Raw genomic sequence first — 26,074 nt, forward strand, 5'->3', positions numbered from 1 at the left:
TGCGAGACACTGGATCGGCGCCCTCCGAGTCAGCCGAAGACCCGCAACCCGGCCGCGCGGCCGAGCCGCTCCGCGAGGAAGTCCGCGAGCAGCGGATCGGCGGCGTGGATACCCTTCACGAAGCCCCCCTGGTTACGCCCGATCAGGGCATACGCGCCGTGCTCCGCGAGGACACAGAGCGCCTCGATGTCGTCGCACCCAGGCGAGGAGCGGAGATCGACGGTGTGCACCACCACGTCGTCGCGCGGCGAGGCCAGCAGCGCCTTGACCTGCGCTCCCAGGCTCAGCCCGTCGTGGTGAGCGACCAGCACGAACACCGCGCCCCCGCGGAGCGCGTTCCTGACGACCGACGTCGCGAGCAGGATCGTATCGGACACCGACAGATCGAGCGCGCGGGGCGCCGAGATCGCGGAAGCTCCACCGGGCGCGGGGGACTCCCGGAAGAGGAGGTTGATGATCTCGCCCATGCTCCGCCGATCCTGAGGGATGCGATGGACGATCGAGGACTTGGTGGCGTCGGCCCGCCGCCGGGCGATGCGGAGCAGCTGAGCGAGGCTCTGGCCGTCATGGGGGAACGTGGCGACGCCGACGAGCAGCCCCTTCGGAAGGTACCCGGCCCGCTTCTCGCTCTCGGCGACGTTGGAGAGCATCCGTCGATGGCAGGCGTGAGCCTCCAGGGCGGCCGTCTCGGGCATCAGCAGGTGGAACTCGTTCTCATCGACGCGGGCCAGGATGTCGGTGTCGCGCACGGCGCGGAGCAGGTGCTCGACGACCTGACCCGGGTTGTGCGTGTTGGCAGGGGGCGCCGGCGTGATCCTCCAGAAGGCGAGGTCGCCTGGGCGCTCCGGTGCGGCTGCCGCGTCAGGCTCGATCACGATGGTCGCGATCGTGAACCGGCGGCCGTACCGCCTGGCCTTGTCGATCTCCCGGCCGGCGACATCGACGTAGTAGGCGAACGAGTAAGCGCTCGACGCCGGATCCTTCATCGCTGCGCCGCCCGTCGAGCGCTCGCGTTCGCCGAGGAGGGCGAGCGCCGTCGTCGCCTGCGTTGCGAGCAGCTTGACCAGGCCGTCGAGGAGGGGGGCGCGCCGCGGGGTCGAGGCGGCGCTGTCCGGGCGCCTGACCGAAGGGAACGCAGAGCTGCGGCCAGGCTCCTTCTGGAGAAGGAGGTGCCCTGCGGCGAGCTTGCGGAGCGCCAGCGGGACGACGATGAGCTGCTCGCGCCGGGCGAAATCGAGGATGTCGGTCTCGGTCCCGTAGGCGGGCGCGCGCTCGAGCGGCCCCATCGCCGCGGAGCGGACCAGCTCGCTGGAGCGCTCTCCGGCGGTCAGGTACACGGCGGCTGCCGCCGCGCCCGTCGCCTCGACGAACACCTCGGCGAGCTGCTGGGCCGCCGCCGTGCGGTCGCGCGCGTCGGCGAGCTCGGCCAAGCGGGCGATCCACCCGGCCGCGCGCGCGCTGCGCGCGGATTCCTGCTCGAGCTGCATCCGGAGAGCCCGCTCGGCGAAGCGCAGGCGCACCGAGCCGACCGCGTTCAGCACCTCGTCCCCGCCGAGGGGCAGCAGGAAGAGCCCAGCGCCGCCGAGCGCGACGGCATGGGCGCCCGCCTCGAGCTCCGCCCTCGTCGCCAGCGCGAAGACGGTGGCCTCGGACGCGAGGGCCTTCAGGTGGTGGACCATGGCGAGGCCGGCCCCGTCCCCGAGCCCGACGTCGATGAAGGCGATGTCGGGCGCGGCGGTCTCGGCAAGGACGATCCCCTCGGCGAGATCGCCGGCGAGCAGCAGCTCATCGGACGTGATGACGCGCGAGAACAGCGTGCGCGTCGCCTCGTCGGCGATGACGGCGAGCACCTTGAGCGAGAACTCGTGGGCCGGCGCCCGGCCAGGACTCCAGACCCCCTCGAGCGAGGCGGTCACGCGATCACCACCTCGCCCGAGAACGCCCGGCGCGCCGGGCCTTGCATGAGCAGCTCCAGGGATCCGGGCGCGACGGTGATGCGCAGCGATCCGCCCGGCAGCGCCAGGCGGAGCGGTGCTCCGTACGGCGCGCGGCCCTGCGCGCACGCCGCGGCCGCTGCGGCGCAGGCGCCCGTGCCGCACGCGAGCGTGCGGCCCACGCCGCGCTCCCAGACGGTCACGTCGATGCGCGCTGCCTCGCCGTGCTCGGCAGGTCGAACGCGGCAAAACTCGACGTTGACGCCTTCGGCGGGCGTGGTCGCGACGATCGGCCCGAGCTCATCAATCGCGTCCTCCGTGTAGGGATCGAACGTCACCGCGTGCGGGTTGCCGACGTCGACGGTGGCGAACCGGTGCTCCGCGCCGAGCGCTGTGACGACGAGCGTCTCGCCCATGCGGGCCCGGCCCATGCCGACGAGCACGTCGAAGCGATCGCCCGCCCGTGTGACCTCGCACCGCTTGTCGCCGGCGTCGGTCGCGATGGTGAGCGCCTTCTGAGGGGTGCCGCGGGAGACGAGGTAGGCCGCGACGCAGCGGATCCCGTTGCCGCACATCTCGGGGCGGCTCCCGTCGGCGTTCCAGACCTGCATGCGCGGCTGCTCGCGATCGATCACGAGCACGCCGTCGGCGCCGATGCCGAAGCGCCTGTCGCAGAGGCGCCGCGCGGCCTCGGCGGTCATCGGGACCGCCTCGACCAGGATGAAGTCGTTGCCAAGACCTTCCCACTTCTCGAACCGGACGACGTTTTCCTTCATCGCTTCGCCCCGGCGAGCCGCTTTCGCGCCTCGGCTTCCTTGAGCCCGCGGACGGCGACGACCTTGCTCCTGCCGCTCGCGCCGAGGGCGATCTGGACATCGCTCTGGCGCACGTCGAGCGCGCGCGAGAGCAGCTTGACGAGCTCCGCGTTGGCGGCGCCATCCACGGGTGGCGCGGTCAACGACACGTCGAGCGCGCCCTCGCGCACCCCGACGATGGCCGAGCGCGACGACTTCGGGCGCACCTGGACCGAGATGCGGACACCTTCGGCGCGCTCGGTGATCGCGAGGCGACTCCACTCGCCGACGGCGCCGCTCTCCTCGGGTTTGCTCATCTGGCCGGCGGCATCGTAGCGTATCTGGAGCTCACGCGTGGTTCCCGCGAGGCGGGGTGATGTCGCTCTTCGGGCGGCGACGGCCATCGCGAATTTGCCGGTCGGCGGCCTGACCCGCTACTCTTTTCGCCCCGGCCGTGGGTCGGCTCGCGCAGTACGATCCGGCAGGTCGACTTGCATCGGCGGCTCTCATTGTTCGCTGCCGATGTTCATTTCCGCGGTGGAGGCGTTGGACATGACTGATGAAGGAGAAGGGTCCGTGAACGCAACGCCAGGCCTCGCGAGGAGGTTGTGCGCGCTCGCGCTGCTCGCGACGTCGGGTGGCCTGCTCGGGTCTGCATGCGCCGACAACGAGAGCAGCCTGTTCATCCGCATGCGGATGGCAGAGACGGGGGACTGCACCGTGAGCTGCGGTCCCAGCGAACCGTTCTGGACCGAGGACGCGGTGGACTCGGCCTATGCGGGCAGCCACAGCGCGATGCTCCTGGTGGGCAACCAGATCGTAGAGCGCGGCGACCCGGACGTCCTCCGCACGGAGACGTCCCGCGTCCAGCTCTACGAGGCCGAGGTCCGCGTCGCCGACATCGAGGGCAACGACGTGACGCCGGGATACGTCGTTCCGATCACCGGCGCGGTCGACCCGAGCACGTCCGGCGACCCCGGCTACAACTGCACCGAGGTCCTCCTGATCGACGGCGCCACGATGGACACCTTGCGCGTGCAGGCCGCGCAGCTCCGGCGCGACATCCAGGTGTGGGCGACGGTGGTGTTGCGCGGCAGGACGCTGGGTGGCCAGGAGGTCGAGACCAAGGAGTGGACCTACCCCGTCAGGGTCTGCTTCGCCTGCAGCCGGTGCGTCGACACGTCGCCGCCGGACTGCTGCTCCAGCTCCGCGAACGAGGAGTGCGAGGACGCCAAGGAGCTCGAGGGTGCCTGCCCTGGCGCCCGGGGCCCTCAGGACTGTCGCGACCTCGGTCAGCCCTGCGCCGATCACATCGCAAGCTTCGGCCTGTAGAGCGCTCCCCAGCAGGCGCCGGATCGAGGCGCCTTCAGGGCGCCGGTTTGGCGCGGCGCACCGGGGCTGCCTCGGGTGACGGCCCTTTCGCAGCCTCGAAGAGGTAGACGAACGGGAGGGCGAGCAGCGCGAGATCGAGCTGCGCCGCGAGGACGACGGCGGTCTCCTTCGAGCCGCCGAGCCCGAACCGCACCTGGGCGAGCAGCCCTGTGCTCATCCCGTAGCGCGAGTGGAAGTTGTAGCTGCGTCCGCCCCAGAAAATGGCGGCGGCGATCCCTGGCTCCACGCCACGGGCATCGCCGCTCCACCGGCCGTAGGCGCCGGTGGAGAGGACCAGGGGGAACGTGTCGTGGATGGGCGCGAGCACGGAGACCCCCGCGCCGGTCTGGATCTCATCGAACGCGTGGGTGAGCACCTCGGCGTAGGGACCGACGCCGAAGTCGGCGTTGGCAGCGCGGCCGAACAGGACATCTCCGCGCAGTCCGACGTGGAAGACCGTGGAGTCCCACAGCTGCCGATCGAGGCCAACGCCGGCGAGGCCGACGGTGACGCCGGCGCTCGCCTGGGGCTCGGCGCGGGCTGTGCCGTGGAGGAGAAGGGCTCCGAGGAGCGCGGCAACCAAGGCAGCTGGGCGGCCCGCGGTGGCCATGATGGAGCCATGCTACAGGGCGCTGGCGGGGAGCGCGCCTGAATTCTGCGGCACGGAGCCTGCGCCCTGCGTGAGGATGTCCTGAGTTCGTTTTCGGTGCGTCGCGTGTGTCCCGTCCGTCGCATCCGTCGCGGGTGAGTCGCTCCGTTCGCACCGCGCAGCCCGCCCTGCGCGCCCGCTGGCGTTCATGGTAGCGTCCGGGGGCAATGGCGCGCCGCACAGTGCAGCTACGGGTAGGAGGTCAGACCTACCGTGTGGTGACGTCCGCGAGCGACGAGGAGCTCCAGCGGCTCGCCGCGATCGTCGATCAGAAGCTCGCTACGGTTGTGCCCGCCGGCCGCGCCGTGACCCCCCAGGCCATGTTGCTCGCCGCCATCGCGCTCGCGCACGATCTCGAGCAGGAGCGGACCCGGGCGTCGGCGATCGCAGGGCGCGCGCGGGACGCATTTGGCCGTATCCTGCAGCGGGTCGACGCGGTCCTCGGCGCCGGTCCGGAGTCGCCCTCATCCAGCGGAGCGAACGACAGCACGCGCTGAGCTGGAGTGCCCATACATGGCGGGGCGGTCCTGCCGATCGGCCCCTGCCGCTGACTGGAGATGGCATGCCCGCACCCATGGATGAAGCTTTCCAGGCCCTCAACCCCGCGCCTGGAGGCGTGAACGCCCTTCGCCATCTCCAGGACGAGCTCTCCGAGATGGAGCGTGCCGGCCTGCTGCGCACGCCTCCGGCTGCCCCGGCTCCGGCGCGAATGCTGGTCCTGTGCTCCAACGACTACCTCGGCTACGCGGGGCTCGCCTTGCCTTCCGAGGTCGGAACCGCGAGCGGTGCGGGGGCGTCCCGCCTGGTGAGCGGGACCCACGAGGCCCATCTGATGGCCGAGAGGGAGATCGCCGCTTGGTTGAGCTCGGAGGCGGCGCTGCTGTTCTCCTCAGGGTATGCGGCCAACGTCGGCACCGTCGCCGCGCTGGCCAGGCTGGGGGATGTCGTCGTGTCGGACGCGCTGAACCATGCGTCGCTCATCGACGGATGCCGTCTCTCGGGAGCGACGGTCGAGGTCGTGGGCCATGTCGACGTGGAGGCGTTCGAGGGCGCTCTCGTGCGGGCCAGGGGCGCCCGCCGCCGGTGGGTGGTGACCGAATCGCTCTTCAGCATGGATGGCGACACCCCCGACCTCCGCCGCCTGCGTGAGCTCTGTGATCGCCATGATGCCGCGTTGATCGTGGACGAGGCGCACGCCCTGGGTGTCTTCGGACCGCGCGGCGCTGGCCTCTGCGCCGAGGCCGGGGTTCGCCCCGACGTGCTCATCGGCACGCTCGGCAAGTCGCTCGGACTCCACGGCGCCTTCGTCGCGGGCTCCTCGACGTTGCGAACTTACCTGTGGAACCGCGCCAGGAGCTTCGTTTACTCGACAGGCATCAGCCCGGTGGTGGCGCTCGCTGCAGTGGAGCGGGTCCGCCGCGCCGCCGCGGACGACCCGGCTCGGGCGCGCCTGGCGCTGCTCACCCGCCGGCTTCGCTCCGGTCTGCAGGCGCTGGGGGCCGAGCTGCTTCCTGGCTCCTCGGGCCCGATCCTCCCCTGGATTCTGAAGTCGACGGGGGCCGCGGTGGAGATGTCTCGACGCCTCGCGAGCGAGGGCGTCCTCGTCCAGGCGATCCGGCCGCCGACGGTGCCGGCGGGCACGTCGCGGCTCCGTATCGTGGCGAACGCGTCGCTCTCCGAGTCGGACGTCGAGCGTGCCCTCGCAGGGTTCCGGGAGGCGATGCGATGAGGGGGCATCCTGTTTCACGTGAAACAGGACGGATCCGGGTCGCGGTGGTCGGAACCGGGACCGGGGTGGGCAAGACACACGTGTCGGTCGCGCTGGTCGCAGCGCTGGCAGCTCGCGGCAACAAGGTCTGCGGCTTGAAGCCCATCGAGTCGGGCGTCGACGGCACCTCGACGACCGACGCCGAACACCTGGCGCTCGTCAGCTCGGTCCAACCCGAGCCAGCACCCTACCGCTTCGCTGAGCCGCTCTCCCCTCACCTGGCAGCGCGCCGTTGCGGACGCGCCATCTCGCTGGAGGTCGCCGGCGCGTGGGTCGACAGGCAGCCAGCTCCCCTTGCCATCGTGGAGAGCGCCGGCGCGCTCCTCTCCCCGCTCGGACCAGGACTGACGAACGCAGACCTTGTGCGCGCACTCTCCCCCGATGCCGTCGTGCTGATCGGCCTCGACCGGCTAGGCATCCTTCACGAGGTCGCTTGCTGCACGCTCGCCCTCCGTGCGCTCGCTCCTGATCTTCCGCCAGCCGTGATCGTGCTGAACCCGCCGGCAGCGCCCGACGCATCGACTGGCACGAACGCGGGGGAGCTCGCCGCGCTCGGCATCGCTTCCGGCGCGGTTGTGATGCCGCGCGCGGCTCCAACCGCCCCGGCTTCACTCGCCGCGGCGCAGGTCGCCCTGGCGCGCCTCGCACTGTCCTGACGAGACGTCGTCACGTTCGAGGGGTGGCCAGCCTCGACGTCGTGAGAAATCAAGCCGGGCTACCGGACCCGAGTACCTGGTCCTGAGCTCCGGTCCGAGAACACGCTCGGCGGGTCCGCGGGACTTCCGAAAGGTCGGTGCGCGCCGTCAGGGAGCGTGGGTGACGACGCGACCCCGCTCCAGCACCAGACGGGCGGCCGCTCGCTCTCGGAAGATCTCTGGCTCGTGGGACACCACGACCACCGCGGCCCCTCGCTCGACCTCCGCCTCCACGACCGTGAGGAGTCGCGCGACGCCGCCGCGGTCCAGGCCCGTGGTCGGCTCATCCAGCAGCACCAGCGACGGGTGGTGCACCAGCGCTCGCGCGAGCGCGATTCGTTGCCGCTGGCCACGCGAACACGTGCGGAGCGGCCTTAGCGCAAAGCTCCCGAGCTCGAAGCGCTCCTCGGCATGACGCCACGCCTCGTGCGCGTCGAGCCCGTGGAAGCCGGCCGCCAGCTCGACATTCTGCCGACCGGAGAGGTCCGGGTACGCCAGCGATTCGTGGGACAGCCAGCCGATGGTGCCGCGAGCCATCCCGGCATCGTCGCCGAGCGGCTCGTAGCTCACAGCGCCCGACGTGGGACGGATCACGGTCCCGAGGATCCCGAGCAGCGTCGATTTGCCGGACCCGTTCGCCCCCTCGATGAGCGTCAATCGCCCTGCCTCGATCGTCGCGTTCACTCCGCGTAACGCCGCCGTCGCTCCGTAGGTCTTCACGACGCCACGGGCCACCACGCGCTCGATCGTCCTCACAGCGCTCACCTCGCTCCTGCGCTCGCGTTCCCGTCAGCTCTTGTCGCCGCCTCGAGCGCGACCTTCGCCCTGAACGACCGTGGTGATGTCCTCCGGGAACGCTGGCGGATCAACGACAGTCGCCTCGGAATCGTCGGAGAGCTCCGCTTCCGCTTCGAGCGGGCTCAACGACGGAATCGTCGGTCGATCTTCCGACTCATCTTCCCGAGACTGCCCGTCACCCGTCTCCGCGACCGGCTCGCTCGGCCTGCGCACAGCGCTGCCATCGGACGACCGCAGCGACCGCGCGCGATGAGGGACCTGCAGCCCTGTGCTGCAGTCCGCCGTCTGCGGTTCCTTCCTCGCCGCTGCCTCCACGCCGCGATCGCCCGCCACGACGACCCTGCCAGGGTCACTCCCCTTCTCGCCCTCTCCGAGCCGAGCGAACATCATCGTGCCGTCGTCGGACTGTTCGTCGACGACATTGCGAACGGCGACGCGCTCCACCGCCTGGCGCTTCTGTGACACCGGCACCTGGTTCTTGAACCGCCGCAGCGCTTCCAGGAACTCCCGCGCGCTCTGGAATCGTTCATCCCGCGCCTTCGCCAGGGCGCGATCCACGAGGCGAGAGAGGCCGGGCGGAATCGTCGGATCGAGCTCCGTCATCGGCCGGTGCCACAGCGTGAGGATCTGGACGAGCAACGCGTTGTAGTTGCGGGCCACGAACGGGCGCTGGCCCGTCAGCGCCTCGTACAGGATCACGCCCGCAGCCCACAGATCGAGACGGCGGTCAAGCTCCGCGTCGCCCCGTGCCTGTTCGGGCGCCATGTAATACGGCGTGCCCATCACCATGCCGGTGCGGGTCAGATCCATCATCACCCCATCCACGCCTGGGGCCTGGGAGATGCCGAAATCGAGCAGCTTGGCCACCGGCAACATGCCGGCGCGCTCCGAGAGGAAGATGTTCTCTGGCTTCAGATCACGGTGGACGACCCCTCGATCGTGCGCGGTGACCAGCGCCGAGAGCACCTGAAGCATGATGTCGACGAGCTCGTTCGGCGGAACGACACCGCAGCGCGCGATCCGCTGCGCCAGCGTCTCCCCATGGAGGCGCTCCATCACGAGGTAGGGGCTGCCGTCAGGGAGCCACCCCATGTCGTACACTTCACAGATGTTGGGATGACCGATCCGTCCGGCGACACGAGCCTCGTGCTCCAGCCTCGAGATGGCCTCGCGCTTCTGGGTCTCCCGCGGATGCATCACCTTGACGGCGACCAGCCGCCCGATCTGGAGGTGCTCCGCCTCGTACACAGCGCCCATCCCCCCCTCCCCGATGATGGCGGTGACCGCGTACTTGTCGCCGATCACGTGGCCGAGCAGCGAGCGCCCGGAAGAGGTCGGGCTCACGCCGGGGTTCCTCGGCCACGCCGGCGTCCGCGAGCCCGCCGCGGGAGACGACGAAGCGCGCGGCGCGATCGCCCGCTGCTCTGGACCCGGCGCCAGCGCGCCACGCACCGATGAGCTCGGTGCCACGCCCGCCGGCCACCTCAGCAACGGCGGCGCCACCCTCGACGGAGGACGCGCTGCTGGCCGAGGAATCGGCTGCAACGGAGCCACGCCAGCGCGAGGGCCCGGGCGCGAGGGCGGCGCATCGCTCGGAGCGACGACCAGCCCGGTCGCCGGACACACGACCACCGCGAGATCGTGGTGGCTACCGCAGTGGATACACCGCACCGAACTCAAGTCCGTACAATTTGAAATACTCCATCCAGGTGCCGCTCGGAACTGCACAGCGCATCGGGCAGAGCACGCGGGCAGCGCTCGGTTCCACATCACCCCGCACGCCCCCTGGGGGATCCTTGGGGATAACCCCGCCGGCAACCCTGGGGGCAAAACGGGGGAGATCGGCCATCCGCCAGCTCTCCCCTGTCCACCTACCCCTGAGGACGGTCCATTTACCCCAGGGCGTCCGCTTCTAACTCATTGGATTCGTTGCGCATTCTGAGTTATCCCCGCCCTCCACAGCGCCTACGACGAAGACGATGTCTTTATCTATCTATTTCATGGAAGAAAGAGGCGTTGCGCAAGGTCACGCGAGCGCTCATTTCCGGCGCACCCCCGGGCGATAACCCTGCTAAAGGGAGCGGCTCCGGAGTCGGCTATGGACCTTGTGATCCCCAAGAAAGATCTGCTTCGCCTCGTCGCGCGCTGCCAAGGCGTGGCGGACAAGAAGAGCGCCATGCCTGCGCTCGCCAACGTCCTGCTGGCCGCCGAGGGCAACGCGGTCCGCGTCGCCGCGACCGACCTGTACCTCGGCGTCACCGGCCAGACCCACGCGGACATCAAGACCGGCGGCACCGTCGCGGTCCCCGCCAGGGACCTGCTGGAGCGCGTGAAGGCCATGCCCGATGGCCCGATCCAGATCACCACCACCGAGGGCGCGCATACGTCGCTCAAGGCCGTGGGATCGCCCCGGCGCTACACGCTCCCCGGGCTCCCCGGCTCGGAGTTCCCGCAGCTGCCCGCCCCGGCGCAGGATGCGCCGTCGCTGGAGCTCCCCGTCGAGCAGCTCGCGCTCCTGATCACCCGGACCCACTTCTCGATCTCGACCGACGAGACCCGCGCCCACGTGAACAGCGCCCTGTTCGAGTGGGCCGGCGATCGCGTCAGGATGGTGACCACCGACGGCCATCGGCTCTCCAAGATGGAGGCGACCGTGTCGGGCAGCTCCGCGACGGCCACCATGCTCATCCCGCTCAAGGCGATCACGGAGCTCCGCCGCCTCGCCGAAGAGGCGCGCGCCGAGAAGGAGACCCCGATGGTCGCCATCACCCAGAGCGGGCCGAACGCCTTCTTCAACATCGCCGGGATGCAGTTCTCGGTGAAGCTCGTCGACGCGCAGTTCCCGCCCTACCAGCAGGTCATCCCGTCCGTCACCGAGCGCTCGGTCCGCGCCCCCCGCGTCGCGTTCGCCGAGGCCCTCCGCGCCATCGCGCTCGCCGCCAACGACCGCACCGGCGGCGTCAAGCTGTCGATCGCGCCGGGGACGCTGCGGATCACCAGCGAGAGCCCCGACACAGGCGCCGGCTTCGACGAGGTGGCCGTCGACTACAGCGGACCCGAGGTCACCATCGGCTTCAACGCGAAGTACTTCCTCGACGTGCTCGCCTCGATCGACGACGAGGAGGTCATCCTCGGCATCTCCGGCGAGCTCGACCCCGCCGTGATCCGGCCCGGCAGCGAGTCGAACCAGCAGAGCTACGTCGCCGTCATCATGCCGATGCGGATTTGAGCGCGCCCTCCGACGAGCTGGACGAGCTGGAGAAGCGCTCCCCGAGCCTCCTCCTCGAGCGGCTCCACATCCGCGAGTTCCGGAACCTCGGTCGCGTCGATGTCGAGCCCGCGCCGCGCATCAACGTGATCGCGGGCAACAACGGGCAGGGAAAGACGAGCCTGCTCGAGGCGATCTACTTCGCCGCGACCTCGAGGAGCTTCCGTACCCACCGGCTGGCCGAGCTGGTCCGCCACGGCGCCCCCATCGCGAGCGCGCGCGCGCGCTTCGTCGAGCGACGGGACGCGCTGCAGCCGCTCGCGCGCGAGCAGACCGCCGCCGTGGAGCACAAGCGGTGCGTCGTGCGGATCGACGGCAACCGGCCCCCGAGCCTGGCGAGCTTCGCGACGCGATCGCCGGTCGTCGCCTTCCACGCGGAGGAGCTCGCGCTGTCCACCGGGCCCGCGAGCGCGCGGCGCACGCTGCTCGATCGCCTGGCGCTCTTCATGGACCCGCAGAGCGCCGACCACCGGGCCCGCTACGCGCAGGCGCTCCGCGCGCGCCACGAGCTGCTCCACCGCGGCGGAGGAGCGCAGTCCCAGGCGAGCCCCGAGCTCGACGCGTTCGAGGCGCTCTGCGCCCTCCACGGCGCGGCGCTGACCCGCGCCCGCGAGGCGGCCGTCCAGGCGCTGGCGCCGGAGCTCACGAACGCCTTCGCCCGCATCGCCGCGCCCAACCTGACGCTGGCCGCGCGGTACGCGCCGGGCGGCAGCGGCGCCGCCGAGCAGGCGCGCGAGGCGCTGCGCGAGCATCGCCGCCGCGACGCGCACCGGCCGAGCGCGGGCTTCGGTCCCCACCGCGACGACCTGGTGCTTGAGCTCGACGGCCATCCCGCCCGCGTTGTCGCCTCGCAGGGCCAGCACAGGGCCCTCACGCTCGCGCTCAAAGCAGCCGAGACCGCTGCCATTGCTTCCGTCCGGGGCGTAGAACCGATCCTTTTGCTCGACGACGTGTCGAGCGAGCTCGATCCCGACCGGACCGCGGCGCTGTTCATGTTCCTCGGAATGGCGCGCGGACAGGTATTCCTGACGACCACGCGGCGCGATCTCATCGTCACGCCGGGCGTACCTTCCTCGGAGCGGCGCGATTTTCACGTCGAAGGCGGCGCGGTCGGCTGACGTTCGTTCGTCGCGGGCGCGCCGGGCTGCCGCCTGGCTGCCGGACGCGCGCGACGCCCGGCGCGCGGCGCCCGGCGCGCGCGACGAACGTCAGCCGACCGCGCCGCGACCGCCGGCAAACGCGTTGATCCCGGCCCCGGAGCGCGCGAGTTGGGATGCTCCGGACGCGCCCGCGATGGGCACCGAAAATACGGTGTTACGAGGCTTCCGGACCCGGCGAAACGCTTGCCCGAGCCCCTGATTTCGGCTACATTTCCGCAGTCTTTACGGGGCATCGACGAGCGGTCCGCGCGTGAACGCTCATGGCCCCGGAATCGATCCGGCGCCGCGGCCGCGGCGCCCGGGTCTCACCAGACGAGCTGCCATCGAGCCGGCCCCTCCACTGCAAGAACTCCGGCAATCCGAGCGGCCTCCGCCGCTCTGCGCCCCCGGTGAGAGGCGGCGGGCGCGCCACCAGGACCGAGATGACGGAACCCACCCTGAGCCAGCCGACCGACCTCACCAAGGCGTCGTATGACGCCCACAGCATCACGGCGCTCGAAGGCCTTGAAGCGGTGCGAAAGCGACCCGGCATGTACATCGGCGATGTGCACGACGGATCGGGGCTCCACCACCTGGTCTGGGAGGCCGTCGACAACGCGGTCGACGAGCACCTCGCCGGCGCCTGCACGGAGATCAGGGTCACCGTCCACTTCGACGGCTCGGTGTCGATCGAGGACAACGGCCGCGGGATCCCGGTCGGGATGCACGCCAAGGGCGTGAGCGCGGCAGAGGTCGTCATGACCGTCCTCCACGCCGGCGGCAAGTTCGACAACTCCAGCTACAAGGTCTCTGCGGGCTTGCACGGCGTCGGCGTGAGCGCCGTGAACGCCGTCTCCGAATGGCTGAAGCTCGAGATCAAGCGCGAAGGAAAGCTCTGGTTTCAGGAGTACGCCCGGGGCGTGCCGAAGGCGCCGCTCAAGGGGATCGGCGTGACGGACAAGACGGGGACGAAGCTCACCTTCAAGCCCGATCCGGTCGTCTTCAGCACGGTCGAGTTCAGCTTCGACATCCTGGCGAGCCGCCTGCGTGAGCTCGCGTTCCTGAACGCCGGGCTCATCATCCACCTCCACGACCAGCGCCCTGACGGGAGAACGGAAGCCTACGAGTACAAGGGGGGCATCTCCGAGTTCGTGTCGCTGCTCAACAAGACCAAGGAGCCGATTCACGACGACGTGATCAGCTTCGTGTCGCAGCATGAGGTCGGCGCCACGGGCGACGGCGCGAACGGCCGCGGCAGCTCCGCGGCTCCGCCGGTCGGCGTGGAGGTCGCGCTGCAGTGGAATGGCTCCTATACGGAAGCCATCTTCTGTTACACGAACAACGTCCACAACAAGGACGGCGGCACCCACCTCACCGGGCTCCGCGCCGCGCTCACGAAGACGATCAACAACTACGGGAGCGCGCACAACCTCTTCAAGGAGCTGAAGCAAGGCCTGCAGGGCGAGGACGCCCGCGAGGGCCTGACGTGCGTGCTCAGCATCAAGCACCCTGATCCGTCGTTCGACTCGCAGACGAAATCCAAGCTCGTGTCGAGCGAGGTCAAGGGCATCGTCGAGGCCGCCGTCAGCGACAAGCTCGGGCAGTACTTCGAAGAGAACCCCCAGAGCGCGAAGAAGATCATCGAGAAGGCGGTCGTCGCCGCGAAGGCGCGCGAAGCGGCCCGCAAGGCCCGCGAGGTGATCCGCAAGGGCTCGCTCGACGTGACCTCGCTCTCGGGCAAGCTCGCCGACTGCCAGTCCAAGGACCCGGAGAAGAGCGAGATCTACATCGTCGAGGGCGAGAGCGCCGGCGGCAGCGCCAAGATGGGGCGCGACCGGCACTTCCAGGCGATCCTCCCGCTGAAGGGGAAGATCCTGAACGTCGAGCGCGCGCGGCTCGACCGGATGCTGAGCTCCGCCGAGGTGGGCACGCTGATCACCGCGCTCGGCTGTGGGATCAACGACGCTGGCGGCTTCGAGATCGACAAGCTCCGCTACCAGAAGATCATCCTGATGACGGACGCCGACGTCGACGGCTCCCACATCCGCACGCTGCTGCTGACCTTCTTCTTCCGGCAGATGCCGGAGATCATGGAGAAGGGGTACCTGTTCATCGCGCAGCCGCCGCTCTACCGCGTGCGCAAGGGCAAGCGGGACCTGTACCTGAAGGACCAGGGCGCCCTGGACGAGTTCCTCGTGGGCAACGCCGTGGACGGGCTCGAGATCGTCGCCAGCGGCGCCCAGACGGGCATCGCGGGCCAGCCGCTCTACCGGCTGGCGCAGCGGCTGAAGCGGTTCCGCGCCGTGCTCTCCAACATCGACAAGCGCTGTGACGCGCGGATCGTGGCGGCGCTGCTGCGGTCGAGCGGGCTCGGGCGCGACGATCTGCGCGAGACCAAGAAGGTCGCCGCGGCCGCCGACGAGCTCCGCGCCTACCTGAAGCAGCGCTATCCGGACCTGTTCCCGCTCACGCTGTCGACGCCCCGGGACACGGAGCACGGGACGAGCCGGATCGAGGTCGTGCCGCGCCCGGGCGCGAGCGCACGAAAGAGCGTCATCGACTGGGATCTGGTGAACTCGCCGGAGTACCAGGAAGCCTGGTCGATCGAGCAGGACCTCCGGTCCATCGGCGCGCCCCCGTACCGGGCGCGCACCTCGAGCGGCGAGGAGACCCTCGAGAACGGTGAGTCGCTCGTCGAGTACATCGAGGAGCGCGGCAAGAAGGGCATCTCGATCAGCCGTTACAAGGGCCTCGGCGAGATGAACGCCGACGAGCTGTGGGAAACGACGATGAACCCGGACGCTCGGACTCTCCTCCAGGTCCGCATCGACGATGCGGTGAAGACGGACGAGCTCTTCACGATCCTGATGGGGGATCAGGTCGAGCCGCGGCGCAACTTCATCGAGCAGAACGCGCTCAACGTGAAGAACCTCGATATCTGAGCCCCACGGCCAGGGCGCGCGGCTCCTGCGCGCCCGGCGCGGCTCCTGCGCCCCGCGCCTGGGCGTGCGTGCGTCGAGCCCCTCGCTCGAGGCGCATGGCCGGGGGGTTGACACGGCGCTGCCGCTGCATCGCTCACCTGCCCTGTTCGCTCGTCATCCCTTCAGCGCCTCTTCGGCGTCCCATCAGCGCCCTTCAGCGTTTTTGGCAAGCCGCTTGCCTGGCCGTCCCCTTGCTAGGCGGGGCACCCGCCTTAGCTTCGAGGGGCCATGAAAATCGAGCGAATGACGACGAAGGCCCAAGAGGCCATACGAGAGGCTGTCGACTTCGGCAGCCGTCGGGGAAACCCCGAGCTCTATCCCGAGCACCTTGTGCGGGCGATCGTCAGCCAGGACGGCGGCGTCGGCGCGCCTCTGGTGCAGAAGGCAGGCGCCGATCCGGCGGGCGTGCTGCGCCTCCTCGACGCGAAGATCGACACCTATCCTCGCGTCAGCGGCGGCGCCGAGCCGAACCTGTCGAGGCGCGCGCTCACGGTCCTGCAAAAGGCCGAAGACGAGGCGAAGGCGCTCAAGGACGAGTACATCTCGACAGAGCACGTCCTGCTCGCCGGCATCAAGGCCGACAAGGAGATCCAATCGATCTTCGAACGAGCGGGGCTCTCGTACGACAAGCTCCTCTCGTCGCTCGCGGCCGTGCGCGGCAATCAGCGCGTGACGGACCGGGACCCCGAGGGGAAGTTCCAGGCGCTCGAGAAGTACACACGGGATCTCACGAAGCTCGCTCGACAGGGCAAGATCGATCCGGTGATCGGGCGAGACGAGGAGATCCGGCGCGTCATCCAGGTGCTCTCGCGGCGCACCAAGAACAATCCGGTGCTCATCGGCGAGCCCGGCGTCGGCAAGACGGCGATCGTCGAGGGCATCGCGCAGCGCATCGTCGCGGGCGATGTGCCGGAGTCGCTCAAGGACAAGACCATCGCCGCGCTCGATCTCGCCGCCATGGTCGCAGGCTCGAAGTTCCGCGGGGAGTTCGAGGATCGGCTCAAGGCCGTGCTCAAGGAGATCGAGGGCTCGAACGGCCGCATCGTCCTGTTCATCGACGAGCTCCACACGCTGGTGGGCGCCGGCGCGGCCGAGGGCGCCATGGACGCGGCCAACATGCTGAAGCCGGCGCTCGCGCGCGGTGAGCTCCGGTGCATCGGCGCGACCACCCTCGATGAGTACCGCAAGCGGATCGAGAAGGACGCGGCGCTGGAGCGGCGGTTCCAGCAGGTGCTCGTCACGCAGCCCAGCGTCGAGGACACGATCGCCATCCTGCGAGGCCTCAAGGAGAAGTACGAGGTCCACCACGGGATCCGCATCCAGGACGCGGCGCTCGTCGGGGCCGCCGTCCTGTCGAACCGGTACATCACCGAGCGCTTCTTGCCCGACAAGGCGATCGATCTGGTCGACGAGGCGGCGTCGAAGATCCGGATGGAGATCGATAGCCTGCCCACGCCGATCGATCAGGTCGAGCGCGATCTGCTCAAGCTGCAGATGGAGGAGCAGGCGCTCAAGCGCGAGAGCGACAAGGCGAGCAAGGTCCGCCTCGACGAGGTGCGGCGCGAGATCGCCGAGCTCCAGGGGCAGCGCGACGCGATGCGGGCGCAGTGGATGCGCGAGAAGGAGCTCATCTCCGAGCTGCGCCGGCTCAAGCCGCAGATCGAGGAGCTCCGGCTCGAGGAGGAGCGGCTGAAGCGCGCCGGAGACCTCGGGCGCGCCGCGGAGATCCATTACGGCAAGATCCCGGAGATCGAGAAGCAGCTCGAGTCGATCCGCGCCACCCTCTCCCAGGTGCAGTCGAAGCAGAGCTACCTGAAGGAGGAGGTCACCGACGAGGACATCGCCGCGGTCGTCTCGAAATGGACCGGGATCCCCGTCTCCAAGATGCTCGAGAGCGAGATGCAGAAGCTGCTGCGCCTCGAGGAGGAGCTGCGCCGGCGGGTCGTCGGGCAGGAGGACGCGCTCCGCGCGGTGTCGAACGCCATCCGGCGCTCGAGGGCCGGGCTCGGCGACGAGCGCCGGCCGATCGGATCGTTCCTGTTCCTCGGGCCGACCGGCGTCGGCAAGACCGAGCTCGCGCGCGCGCTCGCCGAGATCCTCTTCGACGACGAGAAGGCCATGGTGCGGCTCGATATGAGCGAGTACGGGGAGCGCCACGCGGTGGCCCGCCTGATCGGCGCGCCGCCCGGGTACGTCGGCTACGAGGAGGGCGGCCAGCTCACGGAGCCGGTGCGCCGACGGCCGTACAGCGTGGTGCTGTTCGACGAGATCGAGAAGGCCCACCCGGACATCTGGAACACGCTCCTCCAGGTGCTCGACGACGGTCGCCTGACCGACGGCCAGGGGCACACGGTCGATTTCAAGAACACGATCATCATCCTGACATCGAACCTCGGGACGCCGGCGGCCGCGGCGATCGAGGAGCGAGCGAACCTGCCGGCGGACGAGAAGGCCGAGCTCGTGAGGAGGGCCGTCATCGAGGAGGTGCGGAAGCACTTCCGCCCGGAGTTCTTGAATCGCCTCGACGATCTCATCGTGTTCCGGCGGCTGGCGCGCGAGCAGATGGAGCAGATCGTCGATATCCAGCTCGACCTGCTGCGAAAGCGCCTGGATCGACGCGGGCTGCTGTTCACCATCTCGTCCGAGGCGAAGGGCTACCTCATCGAGCAGGGGTGGGATCCGCAGTACGGCGCGAGGCCGCTGAAGCGCGCCATCCAGCGGAGCATCGAGGACGAGCTCGCGAAGCGGATCCTCGGCGGCGAGTTCAAGCAGGGAGACACGGTGCGGATCGACCGCGGGGCCGGAGGGCTCACCTTCACGCGCGCAGCGCCGAACTGACGCTCGCCGGCCCGCGCCTGCATCAGCGCTGGGCCTGCGTCAGCGCTCAGGGAGATTGCCGGCGATGCGGCGGAGGAGGTCGAGGACGGCGTAGGCGGCGCCGAGCTGGACCTCCTCGCGATCCCCCGAGAACACGCGGTCTCGCACGACGAGGCCGCCAGGGTGCGATACAGCCCAGTAGCAGAGGCCAACCGGCTTGGTCGCGGTGCCGCCCGTCGGACCGGCGATGCCGGTCACGGAGATGGCGACGTCGACCTCGCAGAGGCGGCGGACGCCCTGCGCCATCTCGGCGGCGACCTCGGCCGACACCGCGCCGTGGCCGCGCAGGGTGTCCTCCGCGACGCCGAGCAGCCGCGTCTTGGCGCTGTTCGCGTAGGTGACCGCGGCGCCAACCAGGTAGTCGCTCGCCGGGTAACTGGTGAGGAGGTGAGAGATCAAGCCGCCCGTGCACGACTCCGACACGGCGAGCCGCCAGCCACGGGCGCGCACGGAGCGCCCGACCATCTCCGCGAAGGCGTCGCCCCCCTCCCCGTACACGGCGGTGCCGAGCCGCTCACGGACGTCGGCCGTCGCCTTCAAGGCCAGCTCGTGCGCCATCGACTGCGTGGCGGCGCGGGCGTGGACCTTCACGTCGACCTCCGGGTAGTGCACGCGGTAGCCGAGCGTGATGCCGGGGTGGGCCTCCTCCACGCCTTTCAGGAGCTCGCCGAGCGTCGCCTCGGGCAGACCGTAGGTGCGAAGGCGGACCTGGAAGGTGTTGTTCGGAGCAGCCGGCCGCACGCGCGGCAGCACCTGCTCGGTGAACATGCTCTTCATCTCCCGCGGCACACCCGGGAGGAAGAACACGGTCGACTCGCCAAGGTGGATGCCGAAGCCGGGCGCGGTGCCGGATGAGTTCGGAAGGATCTCCGACCCGGCGGGGACCTCGGCCTGCTTCTCGTGGCCCGCGTTCATCACCTTGCCCCGGGCCTCGACGCGGCGGCGGATGGCGAGCAGCGTGCTCTCGTCGCGCACGAGGTCGGCGCCCGTCGCGCGCGCCGCGGCCTGCGCGGTGAGGTCGTCCGTCGTGGGGCCGAGGCCGCCGGTGGCGATCACCAGCCGGTGCGCGCTCGCGAGCTGGCGGACCGCGGCGACGATGCGATCGACGTCATCGTCGACCGTGCTGGACTCGCTGACCGTGAAGCCCGCTGCGGTGAGCTCGGCAGCGAGCCAGGCCTCGTTGGTGTTGATGATCTCGCCCCGGGTGAGCTCGGTCCCGATCGAGAGAAGCGCGACAGCCATTGGGACTCGGGACTCTAACTCCATCCGGCGCCGCCGGAGCGCGTTTCCGGATTGTTTTGCGGTCGGAAAGCGAGGTGGGTTTGTCCCCCTACGTGGGTTTGTCCCCCCTCCCCACCGCGCCCGCCGCCGAGCGGGGCGCGCTTGCGAGCGCTACGGTGGATAGACACACCGGAAGCCAAGATCCGGGGCTCGGGTGGATACCGGGACAAGCCGACGATTCCAGGTGCGAAGCGCGGCTGCGGCCCCATCCGTCCATGATCCGCCGTGAGTTTCCGAGAACTCGCCCTCGAGGGCATCGGGGGCCGCCCACTCGGCAACATTGCCGGCCAGATCGAACACCCGCCCCCCCGGATGCACGGCGGCGCCGTCGGGGCGCGAGCCGGCGAGCTCGGGGCCCGTCGCGCCCCATCCGCACGGGCCCGCTCGCAGGCCAAAGGCGGCGCGCCGGCAGACCGCGCCGGTGTCTCCCCACGGGTACCGCCGGCCCGAGTCGCCCGCCGCGGCGAAGGCGAGCTGATCACGCGAGGGGAGCGCCCCGCCCGCGAAGGCGCAGTACCGAGCCGACTCGGCCAGGGTGACGCCTGTGACGGGGACCCCGGGCTCGCCGCGCAGCGGGAGCGGGGCGCACGCGCCGGCCTCGACGCAAGCCGCGTAGCGCTGCTCGGTGATCTCGAACGCGTCGAGCGAGAACGCCGGGACGAACACCGCGCGCGGGTCGACGATGCCCTGCGCCTCCCAGTCGCTTGGCCCGAGGCGCAGCGTCCCCGCGGCGATGCGGACGGTTGCGTTCGGCGCGACGCAGCCAGCGGCGGTCACCGTGAGGCCGGCGCTGCAGCGCCTCGGCGCGCCTGCGCAGCGGCCGGCATCATCGAGGCGCTGGCCTTCGCCGCAGCACCTCGGGCCGAGCGCGACCATCCCCGGCGCGCAGCGCGCCGGCGGCTCCGCGCGACGGAAGGCGAGCGCGACGACGGCGCCGATCAGGAGGGCCGCGCCCGCGGCGAGACCAGCCTTCCACCCCGGCATCCGCCCGGCGTCCGGTGCTGCCCGCACCCCTCAGGAGCGCGGCGATCCGGCGGCGTCGGCCTTGAGCGCGCCGGCCGGCTCGCGCGCGCCAGCGGCCTTCCCGCGCGCCGGCCTGGCCTCGATCATGGCCACGATGCGCGCGAGCGCGTCGAGGAGCGCGGCACGGACGCGATCGTACGTCTTCGGACCGACGTCGCCCCGCTTCCGCGCGCGCTCGAGCTCGACGAACTCGTCGAGCAGCGCGTTCCGCGCCTCGAGCAGCTCCCGCCGCTCCTCGTCGTCGGGCCCGCGGTCCTGGTCGCGCCGCCGGACCAGGTTGAACGCGGTCCCGCCGATCACGGTCGCGCCGGCCAGCAGCAGCGCGATCCACCGGCCCACGCCCGGCGTCGGCAGACCGCCGAGCGTGATCTCGATGACCTTCATCCCGCCGTCCGTGCGGGTGCCCTGCATCTCGGTGATCAGGATCTTCTTCCCGTCCCGGTTCTGGGTGCGCTGGGCCGCGGGGAAGCCGGCGACGTTCAGCGTCATCGACTTGGACGCCTCGGCCATCACCCGCATCTGGGCGATGCGCGGCGGCAGCTCGATGCGGATCGTCTGCCGCTCCTCGTCATGGAGCGGGACCTGCCAGCGGAACTGCCCTTCATGCCGGCCGGGGCTCACGGTGCCGCGCAGCGCCACGCCGGTGCCCTTGACCTCGTCGAAGCGCATCTCCTCGCCCATGCCTTCGCTCTTGTTGAAGGCCTTGTAGTCGCGCGGGAGCGCGAACGTCTCGTCAGGCAGCCAGGCGACGCGGCCGAGGTTGTAGACCTGGAACAGCTGCTCCACCGCGATCGAGTCTTGCCGGAGCTGGAGGTAGATGATGCCCTGCGTCCCGACCATCAGGCCGCTCACGTTCGGCGTGGCGTCGTAGATGTGGAGCACGGCCCGCTTTCCGGCCTCGGCGCTGAGGCCGAAATGCGGGATCGAGAACGTCGCGCCGTCGCGCGTGATCGAGATGCCGTAGCTCGTGCCGCCGGCGATCGCGAGGTTCTCGAGCCGGAGGGTGCCCGCGTCGTCCGTCTCTCGGCTCATGCGCTCGCGCGAGTCGCCCCTCGACACCGAGCTCTGCAGGATGTCGATATCGACGGAGATGCGAGGAACGGGGTTCCCGTCCGCGTCCTGTACGGTGAGCACGAGGACGCCGGGCGGAAGGCCTGTGTCTTCCTGGACGGTGTCGTCGGGCGCATCGAACAGGCCCGTCAGCTGCTCCGAGGCGCGCCGGGAGGCCGCGTCTGCCGCGGGAGGCTTCCCCACCGGCGGATGGCCCGAAGGCAGCCCCTGCCCCACCTCGGGATGCCCCGGCGGAAGGGCGCCCGCTGCATCGGGCGCGCCCGCGTCCGCCGCCGCGGCCGTCGAGGTCGCAGCAGGAGCGCCGCTGCCGGCAGGCGCGGCTCCGCCCGACGGCGCCGCCGGCTTCTCCCCCTGCTTCGCCGCTGCGGGCTGCGCCGGCGCGGCCTTCCCGGCTGCCGGCTGCCCTGGAGCAGCCTTCCCAGCTGCGGGCTGCGCCGGAGCGGCCTTGTCCGCCGCGGGCTGCGCCGACGCAGCCGGCTGCGCCTGCACCGCCTGCGCGGCGGTCAGGCTCAGCGAGGCGATCGCGGCCAGCGCCGTACACCCGGTCCAGCGCATCACGAAGCCCTCCTGCGGTCGTTCTCATCGGCGCTGGCGGCGGCGTCGTCCGTCGCAGCCGGGTCGTCCTGAGGCGCGTCCGCCGCGCGCTTCGTCCCGCACTTCTTGCAAAACACAGCGTCTTCGTCGTTCAGCGTGCCGCACGCCCCGCACGCCACGCCCTGCGTCGCCGCGTGCTCCGCCGTCGCCGCGGCCTCGTCGCGCTCGCCGTCCGCCGCCGGCTCCCGATCGCCCTCGGGCTTCTCCAGCGGCCTGGCCTTGGCGCGCCTCCGCTTCGCCGGCCTGGCCTCCGCGGCGGCGCCTTCCGGATCGCTCGCGCCGGCGTCCTCGTCCGGCTCCCTGGGCGCGCCGTCGTCCTGGAACCCGGCGCGCCGGAGGTGCCTCGCCACGAGCGCCGCGACCTGCTCGCGCCGCGGCTGCGCGTCGGCGTCCAGCAGGCGGAGGAGCCGCTTCGCCTCGGCGCGGTACTTCGCGACGAGCTCGGCGTAATCCTCATCGCTGATCTTCCCGACGCTCCGCTCGAACTCGAGGTCCTTGAGCGCGCGCAGGACGGCCTGCTTCTGCTCCTCCTCCGCGCGCGGCGCGCCGATCGCGTACGCGTCGGCGCCGCTCAGCGGCGTCTCCCCGATCAGCACGCGGAGGCTCGCCCAGAAGATGGCGATGACGGCGACGAGCGCGCCGCCCGCGAGCACGAGGATCGCCGCGGGCGGCCCACCGACGAGCCCCGCGATGCCGGCGCCGACGAGCGCCACGAGCGGCGCCCCGAAGCGGGCGTAGTGAATGATCTGCCGCTCCAGCGGCGAGTCAGTACCCCTGGTCACGGTCTCGTCGGCCGTGGCCGGGGCGGCGCTTTTGGCGGGCTGTTCGGCGCTCATTCGCGGTCTTCGCGGTCCAGGCTCTTGAGCTCCTCGTCGAGCTTGTCGTCGTAATCGTCACGGGCGCCGGGGACAACGCCCTTCGCGGGTGGCTGCTGGCCGGCGGCGCCCGCCTCGTCGCTCCGCCGCTTCCATCGGCGCAGCGTCGCGATGACGATGCCCGCGCCGACCACGATGGCCCCGAGCGGGAAGAGGTAGAGCAGCCGCTGGCTCCCCTTGTTGGGCGGCACGGCCAGCGCCTCCGCCCCGTAGCGCTCGGCGTAGGCGGCCTGGATGGCCTCGATCGACAGCCCCGACGCGAGCGCCGCGCGGAGCTGGTCGCGGCGCTCGTGCGCGGTGCCGCACGTGCACGTCCCGAGGGTCTCGCGCGGGCAGCCGCACGTGCAGATCAGGCTCCAGAAGAGCTTGCGCTCGATGTCGTTCGCGATGCCGACGACGCCCGTGCGCTCCATCCCCTCCCCGAGCTGCTGCCCGTGGGCGAACTCCGGCGAGCGAAGCAGGACGACGAGGGCGAGGGCGCCCGCGACGAGGAGGGTGATGCCTTGGATGAGTCTTCGTGTGCGGCTCATTCGAACGCCGGCTGCCTCGAGTCGACAGCGGTCGGGAGCATGGCACCGATCGCGGGCGCCCGCCCGGGATCGACCGACGCGCCGGAGCCTGGGGCGCGGACGTCGCCGTCCGCCGCGCCCGGCGCGAGCAAGACGGGCCGCCCGAGCCCCTCCTGGACGGTGTGCCCGTAGGCCTGCGACGGGCCGCCCGCGAGCAGGAAGGCGAACACGACGGACGCGGTGACGGAGCCCGCCGCCCGCACATAGCCGAACGCGCCGGCCTCTTCGAGCGCGATGTCGGGCCACATCGCGACGAGCGCCCCCAGGATGAGGATGCCCGCGCCGAACCACATGAACGAGATCAGGTTGTTCACGTGGATCTGGAACGAAGCGACCTTCGTCTGAGGGTTCGCCATCCCGATGATCACGTAGAGGTCGTTCTTGACGGTGATGTGCCGCGCGACCTCGGTCGACGGCGCCTCCGGGGACGCCTTGTAGATGAACTTCGCCGGGCTGATCCGGCCGACCGGCGCGCCGTGGCGCTCGACGTCGAGGTCGGCGAAGACCATCCGCTTCTCGCTGTCGACCTCCATGCGCGGGCCGGCGTAGGTGAGGCGGTACTCCTCGAGCTGCACGGACTCGCCCGGGTGGAGGCTGATCTCCTTGTCGACCCCCCACGCGCGGCCGGCGAACCCGAGGAACATCACCGCGATGCCGACGTGCACGATGTAGCCGCCGTAGCGGCGCCTCGACCTGGCGATCAGGTTGTAGAAGGAGGCGAACAGCGGTTCTTTCCCGCGCTTCTGCCGCGCCGCGATGCCGCGGGCGAACTCCTGCACGACCACGGCGACGTTGAACGCAGCGATGGCCACCGTGAAGAACGGGTAGGTCGACGCGAGCTTCGCGAGCGCGTCGCCGAGCTGGCCGGGGTAGATCGGGTCCACGGCGACGAACGGGGCGAAGCCCACCCGCTTCCCGAATACGAGGTGGAGCGCCGTCGTGACGACCGTGACCAGCACCGGCCAGCGGAAGCTCTTCCGGAAGAGCTCCGGCGACGTCTTCCGCCACCCGAGCAGCGGCGCGACGCCCATGAGCAGGAAGACCACGAGCGCGACCGGGGGCAGCCACATGTTGTAGAACGTCGGCCCGAGCGTCGACTTCTGATCGAGCAGCCACTCGCTGATGCGCGGCCACACCGTCGCGACCGCGATGAAGATCATGATGCTGAAGAGGCCCCAGTTGTTGAAGAGGAACGCGGCCTCGCGCGACAGCATCGACTCGAACTGCCCGTCGCTGCGCAGCCGCGGCAGGCGGTAGACGATCAGCGCGGTGCACGTGGCCACGATCACGGCCATGAAGCCGACGAACCAGATGCCGATGCCGGACTGGGCGAACGAGTGGACGCTCGCGATGAGGCCGGACCGCGTGAGCCAGGTGCCGAAGATGGTGAGGAAGAACGTCCCGCAGATGAGCGAGACGTTCCACACCTTCAGCATGCCGCGGCGCTCCTGGATCATCGTCGAGTGGACGTAAGCGCTCGCGGTGAGCCACGGGAGGAACGCGGCGTTCTCGACCGGATCCCAGGCCCACGGGCCGCCCCAGCCGAGCTCCTCGTAGGCCCACAGCATCCCGAGCACGTTGCCGATGGAGAGGAACAGCCAGGAGAAGAGCATCCACTTGCGCGTCGCCACGATCCACTCGCTGTCGAGCCGGCCGGTGGCGAGCGCGGCGATCGCGAACGCGAACGGGACCGCCGCGCTCGTGAAGCCGATGTAGAGGCTCGGCGGGTGGATGATCATGTAGAAGTTGCGCAGCTGGTAGTTCAGCCCGTTGCCGTCGAGCGGGGCGCCCGCCACGCTCGTCCGGAACGGGTTCACCGCGAAGATCATCAGCGCGGAGAAGAAGATGAGGACGCTCATCAGCGTCGCGATGACGTAAGGCTGGAGCTCCAGATACCGGCGCTGCAGCCAGATGACGCAGGTCCCCGAGAAGAGCGCGGTCAGGAACATCCACCAGAGCAGCGAGCCGTCCTGCCCGCCCCAGAGCGCCGCGATGAGGTACGGCGTGCTCATGGACCTGTCGCTGTACTGCGCGACGTAGGCGATGCGGAAATCGTGGCTGACGAAGGCGTACGCCAGCACGAGCACCGCGAGGCCGACCAGCGCGATCGTGCCGTACGCGCCGAGCCGCGCCGCCTGGAGCAGCCGCGGCCGCCCGCGCGCCGACGCGAGCCCGACGGCGAAGGTGTACGCCGCGGTCACCAGAATGGCGTAAAGGACGCCGGTCCCGAACTCAGGTAGGGATTGCCACATCGTCGTGGCCGCAAGCTTAGGCTTGCCAGGCGCGCAGGGCCAGCGCACCGCAGCGGTGGGTGGTGCGTGGTGCGTGCTCGAAGACGTTTGCGTCTTCACCTGCGCCGTGCGTCATGTCGAGAGCCCGGAAGAGCT

Annotated in this window: 20 protein-coding genes; 8 read left to right on the forward strand and 12 right to left on the reverse strand. The window is 70.5% G+C overall.

Annotated elements, in window-relative coordinates; all coding sequences use genetic code 11:
- Nucleotides 1–29 precede the first annotated feature (29 nt).
- Genes WMF14_RS43870 through WMF14_RS43880 form a run of 3 tightly spaced genes read right to left on the reverse strand, consistent with a single transcriptional unit; the run spans nucleotide 30 to nucleotide 3,045 of the window.
- The gene (locus WMF14_RS43870; protein ID WP_272101935.1) at nucleotides 30–1,916 is read right to left on the reverse strand and encodes a diguanylate cyclase domain-containing protein; all 1,887 of its coding nucleotides are present in this window, start codon (nucleotides 1,914–1,916) and stop codon (nucleotides 30–32) included.
- The gene (dapF, locus tag WMF14_RS43875) at nucleotides 1,913–2,710 is read right to left on the reverse strand and encodes a diaminopimelate epimerase (protein ID WP_272101934.1); all 798 of its coding nucleotides are present in this window, start codon (nucleotides 2,708–2,710) and stop codon (nucleotides 1,913–1,915) included. Before dapF ends, WMF14_RS43870 begins: the two co-directional genes overlap by 4 nt.
- Complete coding sequence (locus tag WMF14_RS43880) at nucleotides 2,707–3,045, reverse strand: DUF167 domain-containing protein (protein WP_272101933.1); 339 nt, start codon at nucleotides 3,043–3,045, stop codon at nucleotides 2,707–2,709. Before WMF14_RS43880 ends, dapF begins: the two co-directional genes overlap by 4 nt.
- Before the next feature lie 259 nt (nucleotides 3,046–3,304).
- Between WMF14_RS43880 and WMF14_RS43885 the strand changes: the two genes are divergently transcribed.
- On the forward strand, nucleotides 3,305–4,060 hold the full coding sequence (locus tag WMF14_RS43885; RefSeq protein WP_437796381.1) for a hypothetical protein: 756 nt from the start codon (nucleotides 3,305–3,307) through the stop codon (nucleotides 4,058–4,060).
- Between the two features lie 34 nt (nucleotides 4,061–4,094).
- Here the strand turns inward: WMF14_RS43885 and WMF14_RS43890 are convergent, their stop codons facing one another.
- Nucleotides 4,095–4,709 carry a hypothetical protein gene (locus WMF14_RS43890; protein ID WP_272101931.1) on the reverse strand — a complete coding sequence of 205 codons (615 nt, stop codon included), beginning with the start codon at nucleotides 4,707–4,709 and terminating at the stop codon, nucleotides 4,095–4,097.
- 206 nt (nucleotides 4,710–4,915) lie between these two features.
- Between WMF14_RS43890 and zapA the strand changes: the two genes are divergently transcribed.
- The 3 genes from zapA (at nucleotide 4,916) to bioD (ending at nucleotide 7,172) form a co-directional block, all read left to right on the forward strand.
- Complete coding sequence (zapA, locus tag WMF14_RS43895) at nucleotides 4,916–5,245, forward strand: cell division protein ZapA (protein WP_437796382.1); 330 nt, start codon at nucleotides 4,916–4,918, stop codon at nucleotides 5,243–5,245.
- A gap of 77 nt (nucleotides 5,246–5,322) precedes the next feature.
- Nucleotides 5,323–6,477, forward strand: coding sequence for an aminotransferase class I/II-fold pyridoxal phosphate-dependent enzyme (locus WMF14_RS43900; RefSeq protein ID WP_437796383.1), 1,155 nt, complete (start codon nucleotides 5,323–5,325; stop codon nucleotides 6,475–6,477).
- Nucleotides 6,478–6,521: 44 nt separating this feature from the next.
- The gene (gene bioD, locus WMF14_RS43905; protein ID WP_437796384.1) at nucleotides 6,522–7,172 is read left to right on the forward strand and encodes an ATP-dependent dethiobiotin synthetase BioD; all 651 of its coding nucleotides are present in this window, start codon (nucleotides 6,522–6,524) and stop codon (nucleotides 7,170–7,172) included.
- Nucleotides 7,173–7,319: 147 nt separating this feature from the next.
- On the opposite strand, the gene WMF14_RS43910 is transcribed toward bioD, so the two are convergent.
- Together WMF14_RS43910 and WMF14_RS43915 are read right to left on the reverse strand one after the other, a co-directional pair.
- Entirely contained in the window at nucleotides 7,320–7,976 is a 657-nt protein-coding gene (locus tag WMF14_RS43910; protein WP_437796385.1) for an ABC transporter ATP-binding protein, read from the reverse strand.
- A 24-nt stretch (nucleotides 7,977–8,000) separates the two neighbouring features.
- Nucleotides 8,001–9,353: a serine/threonine-protein kinase gene (locus WMF14_RS43915; RefSeq protein ID WP_437796386.1), complete on the reverse strand. Its 1,353-nt coding sequence runs from the start codon at nucleotides 9,351–9,353 to the stop codon at nucleotides 8,001–8,003.
- A 754-nt stretch (nucleotides 9,354–10,107) separates the two neighbouring features.
- On the opposite strand from WMF14_RS43915, the gene dnaN reads away from it, so the two are divergent.
- From dnaN to clpB, 4 genes are all read left to right on the forward strand, one after another.
- Nucleotides 10,108–11,238: a DNA polymerase III subunit beta gene (gene dnaN / locus WMF14_RS43920; RefSeq protein WP_272101925.1), complete on the forward strand. Its 1,131-nt coding sequence runs from the start codon at nucleotides 10,108–10,110 to the stop codon at nucleotides 11,236–11,238.
- The gene (gene recF / locus WMF14_RS43925; RefSeq protein WP_437796387.1) at nucleotides 11,235–12,395 is read left to right on the forward strand and encodes a DNA replication/repair protein RecF; all 1,161 of its coding nucleotides are present in this window, start codon (nucleotides 11,235–11,237) and stop codon (nucleotides 12,393–12,395) included. The genes dnaN and recF overlap by 4 nt, the downstream gene beginning before the upstream one ends.
- Before the next feature lie 464 nt (nucleotides 12,396–12,859).
- A complete protein-coding gene (gyrB, locus tag WMF14_RS43930) occupies nucleotides 12,860–15,358 on the forward strand; it encodes a DNA topoisomerase (ATP-hydrolyzing) subunit B (RefSeq protein WP_437796388.1) in 2,499 nt (832 codons plus the stop codon).
- 267 nt (nucleotides 15,359–15,625) lie between these two features.
- A complete protein-coding gene (clpB, locus tag WMF14_RS43935; RefSeq protein WP_437796389.1) occupies nucleotides 15,626–18,235 on the forward strand; it encodes an ATP-dependent chaperone ClpB in 2,610 nt (869 codons plus the stop codon).
- 39 nt (nucleotides 18,236–18,274) lie between these two features.
- Here the strand turns inward: clpB and WMF14_RS43940 are convergent, their stop codons facing one another.
- The 6 genes from WMF14_RS43940 to WMF14_RS43965 form a co-directional block, all read right to left on the reverse strand.
- Nucleotides 18,275–19,516 carry a CinA family nicotinamide mononucleotide deamidase-related protein gene (locus WMF14_RS43940; protein ID WP_272101921.1) on the reverse strand — a complete coding sequence of 414 codons (1,242 nt, stop codon included), beginning with the start codon at nucleotides 19,514–19,516 and terminating at the stop codon, nucleotides 18,275–18,277.
- 150 nt (nucleotides 19,517–19,666) lie between these two features.
- Entirely contained in the window at nucleotides 19,667–20,539 is an 873-nt protein-coding gene (locus WMF14_RS43945; protein ID WP_437796390.1) for a formylglycine-generating enzyme family protein, read from the reverse strand.
- Between the two features lie 30 nt (nucleotides 20,540–20,569).
- Nucleotides 20,570–22,207 carry a carboxypeptidase-like regulatory domain-containing protein gene (locus WMF14_RS43950; protein WP_437796391.1) on the reverse strand — a complete coding sequence of 546 codons (1,638 nt, stop codon included), beginning with the start codon at nucleotides 22,205–22,207 and terminating at the stop codon, nucleotides 20,570–20,572.
- Nucleotides 22,204–23,079, reverse strand: a complete 876-nt coding sequence (locus WMF14_RS43955; RefSeq protein WP_437796392.1) for a hypothetical protein — start codon at nucleotides 23,077–23,079, stop codon at nucleotides 22,204–22,206. The genes WMF14_RS43950 and WMF14_RS43955 overlap by 4 nt, the downstream gene beginning before the upstream one ends.
- Entirely contained in the window at nucleotides 23,076–23,648 is a 573-nt protein-coding gene (locus tag WMF14_RS43960) for a cytochrome c-type biogenesis protein (RefSeq protein WP_437796393.1), read from the reverse strand. The genes WMF14_RS43955 and WMF14_RS43960 overlap by 4 nt, the downstream gene beginning before the upstream one ends.
- The gene (locus WMF14_RS43965) at nucleotides 23,645–25,939 is read right to left on the reverse strand and encodes a heme lyase CcmF/NrfE family subunit (protein WP_437796394.1); all 2,295 of its coding nucleotides are present in this window, start codon (nucleotides 25,937–25,939) and stop codon (nucleotides 23,645–23,647) included. Before WMF14_RS43965 ends, WMF14_RS43960 begins: the two co-directional genes overlap by 4 nt.
- Between the last annotated feature and the right edge of the window lie 135 nt (nucleotides 25,940–26,074).

Origin of the sequence: Sorangium sp. So ce693, assembly GCF_051521375.1 — a bacterium.
Classification (GTDB): Bacteria; Myxococcota_A; Polyangia; order Polyangiales; family Polyangiaceae; genus Sorangium; species Sorangium atrum.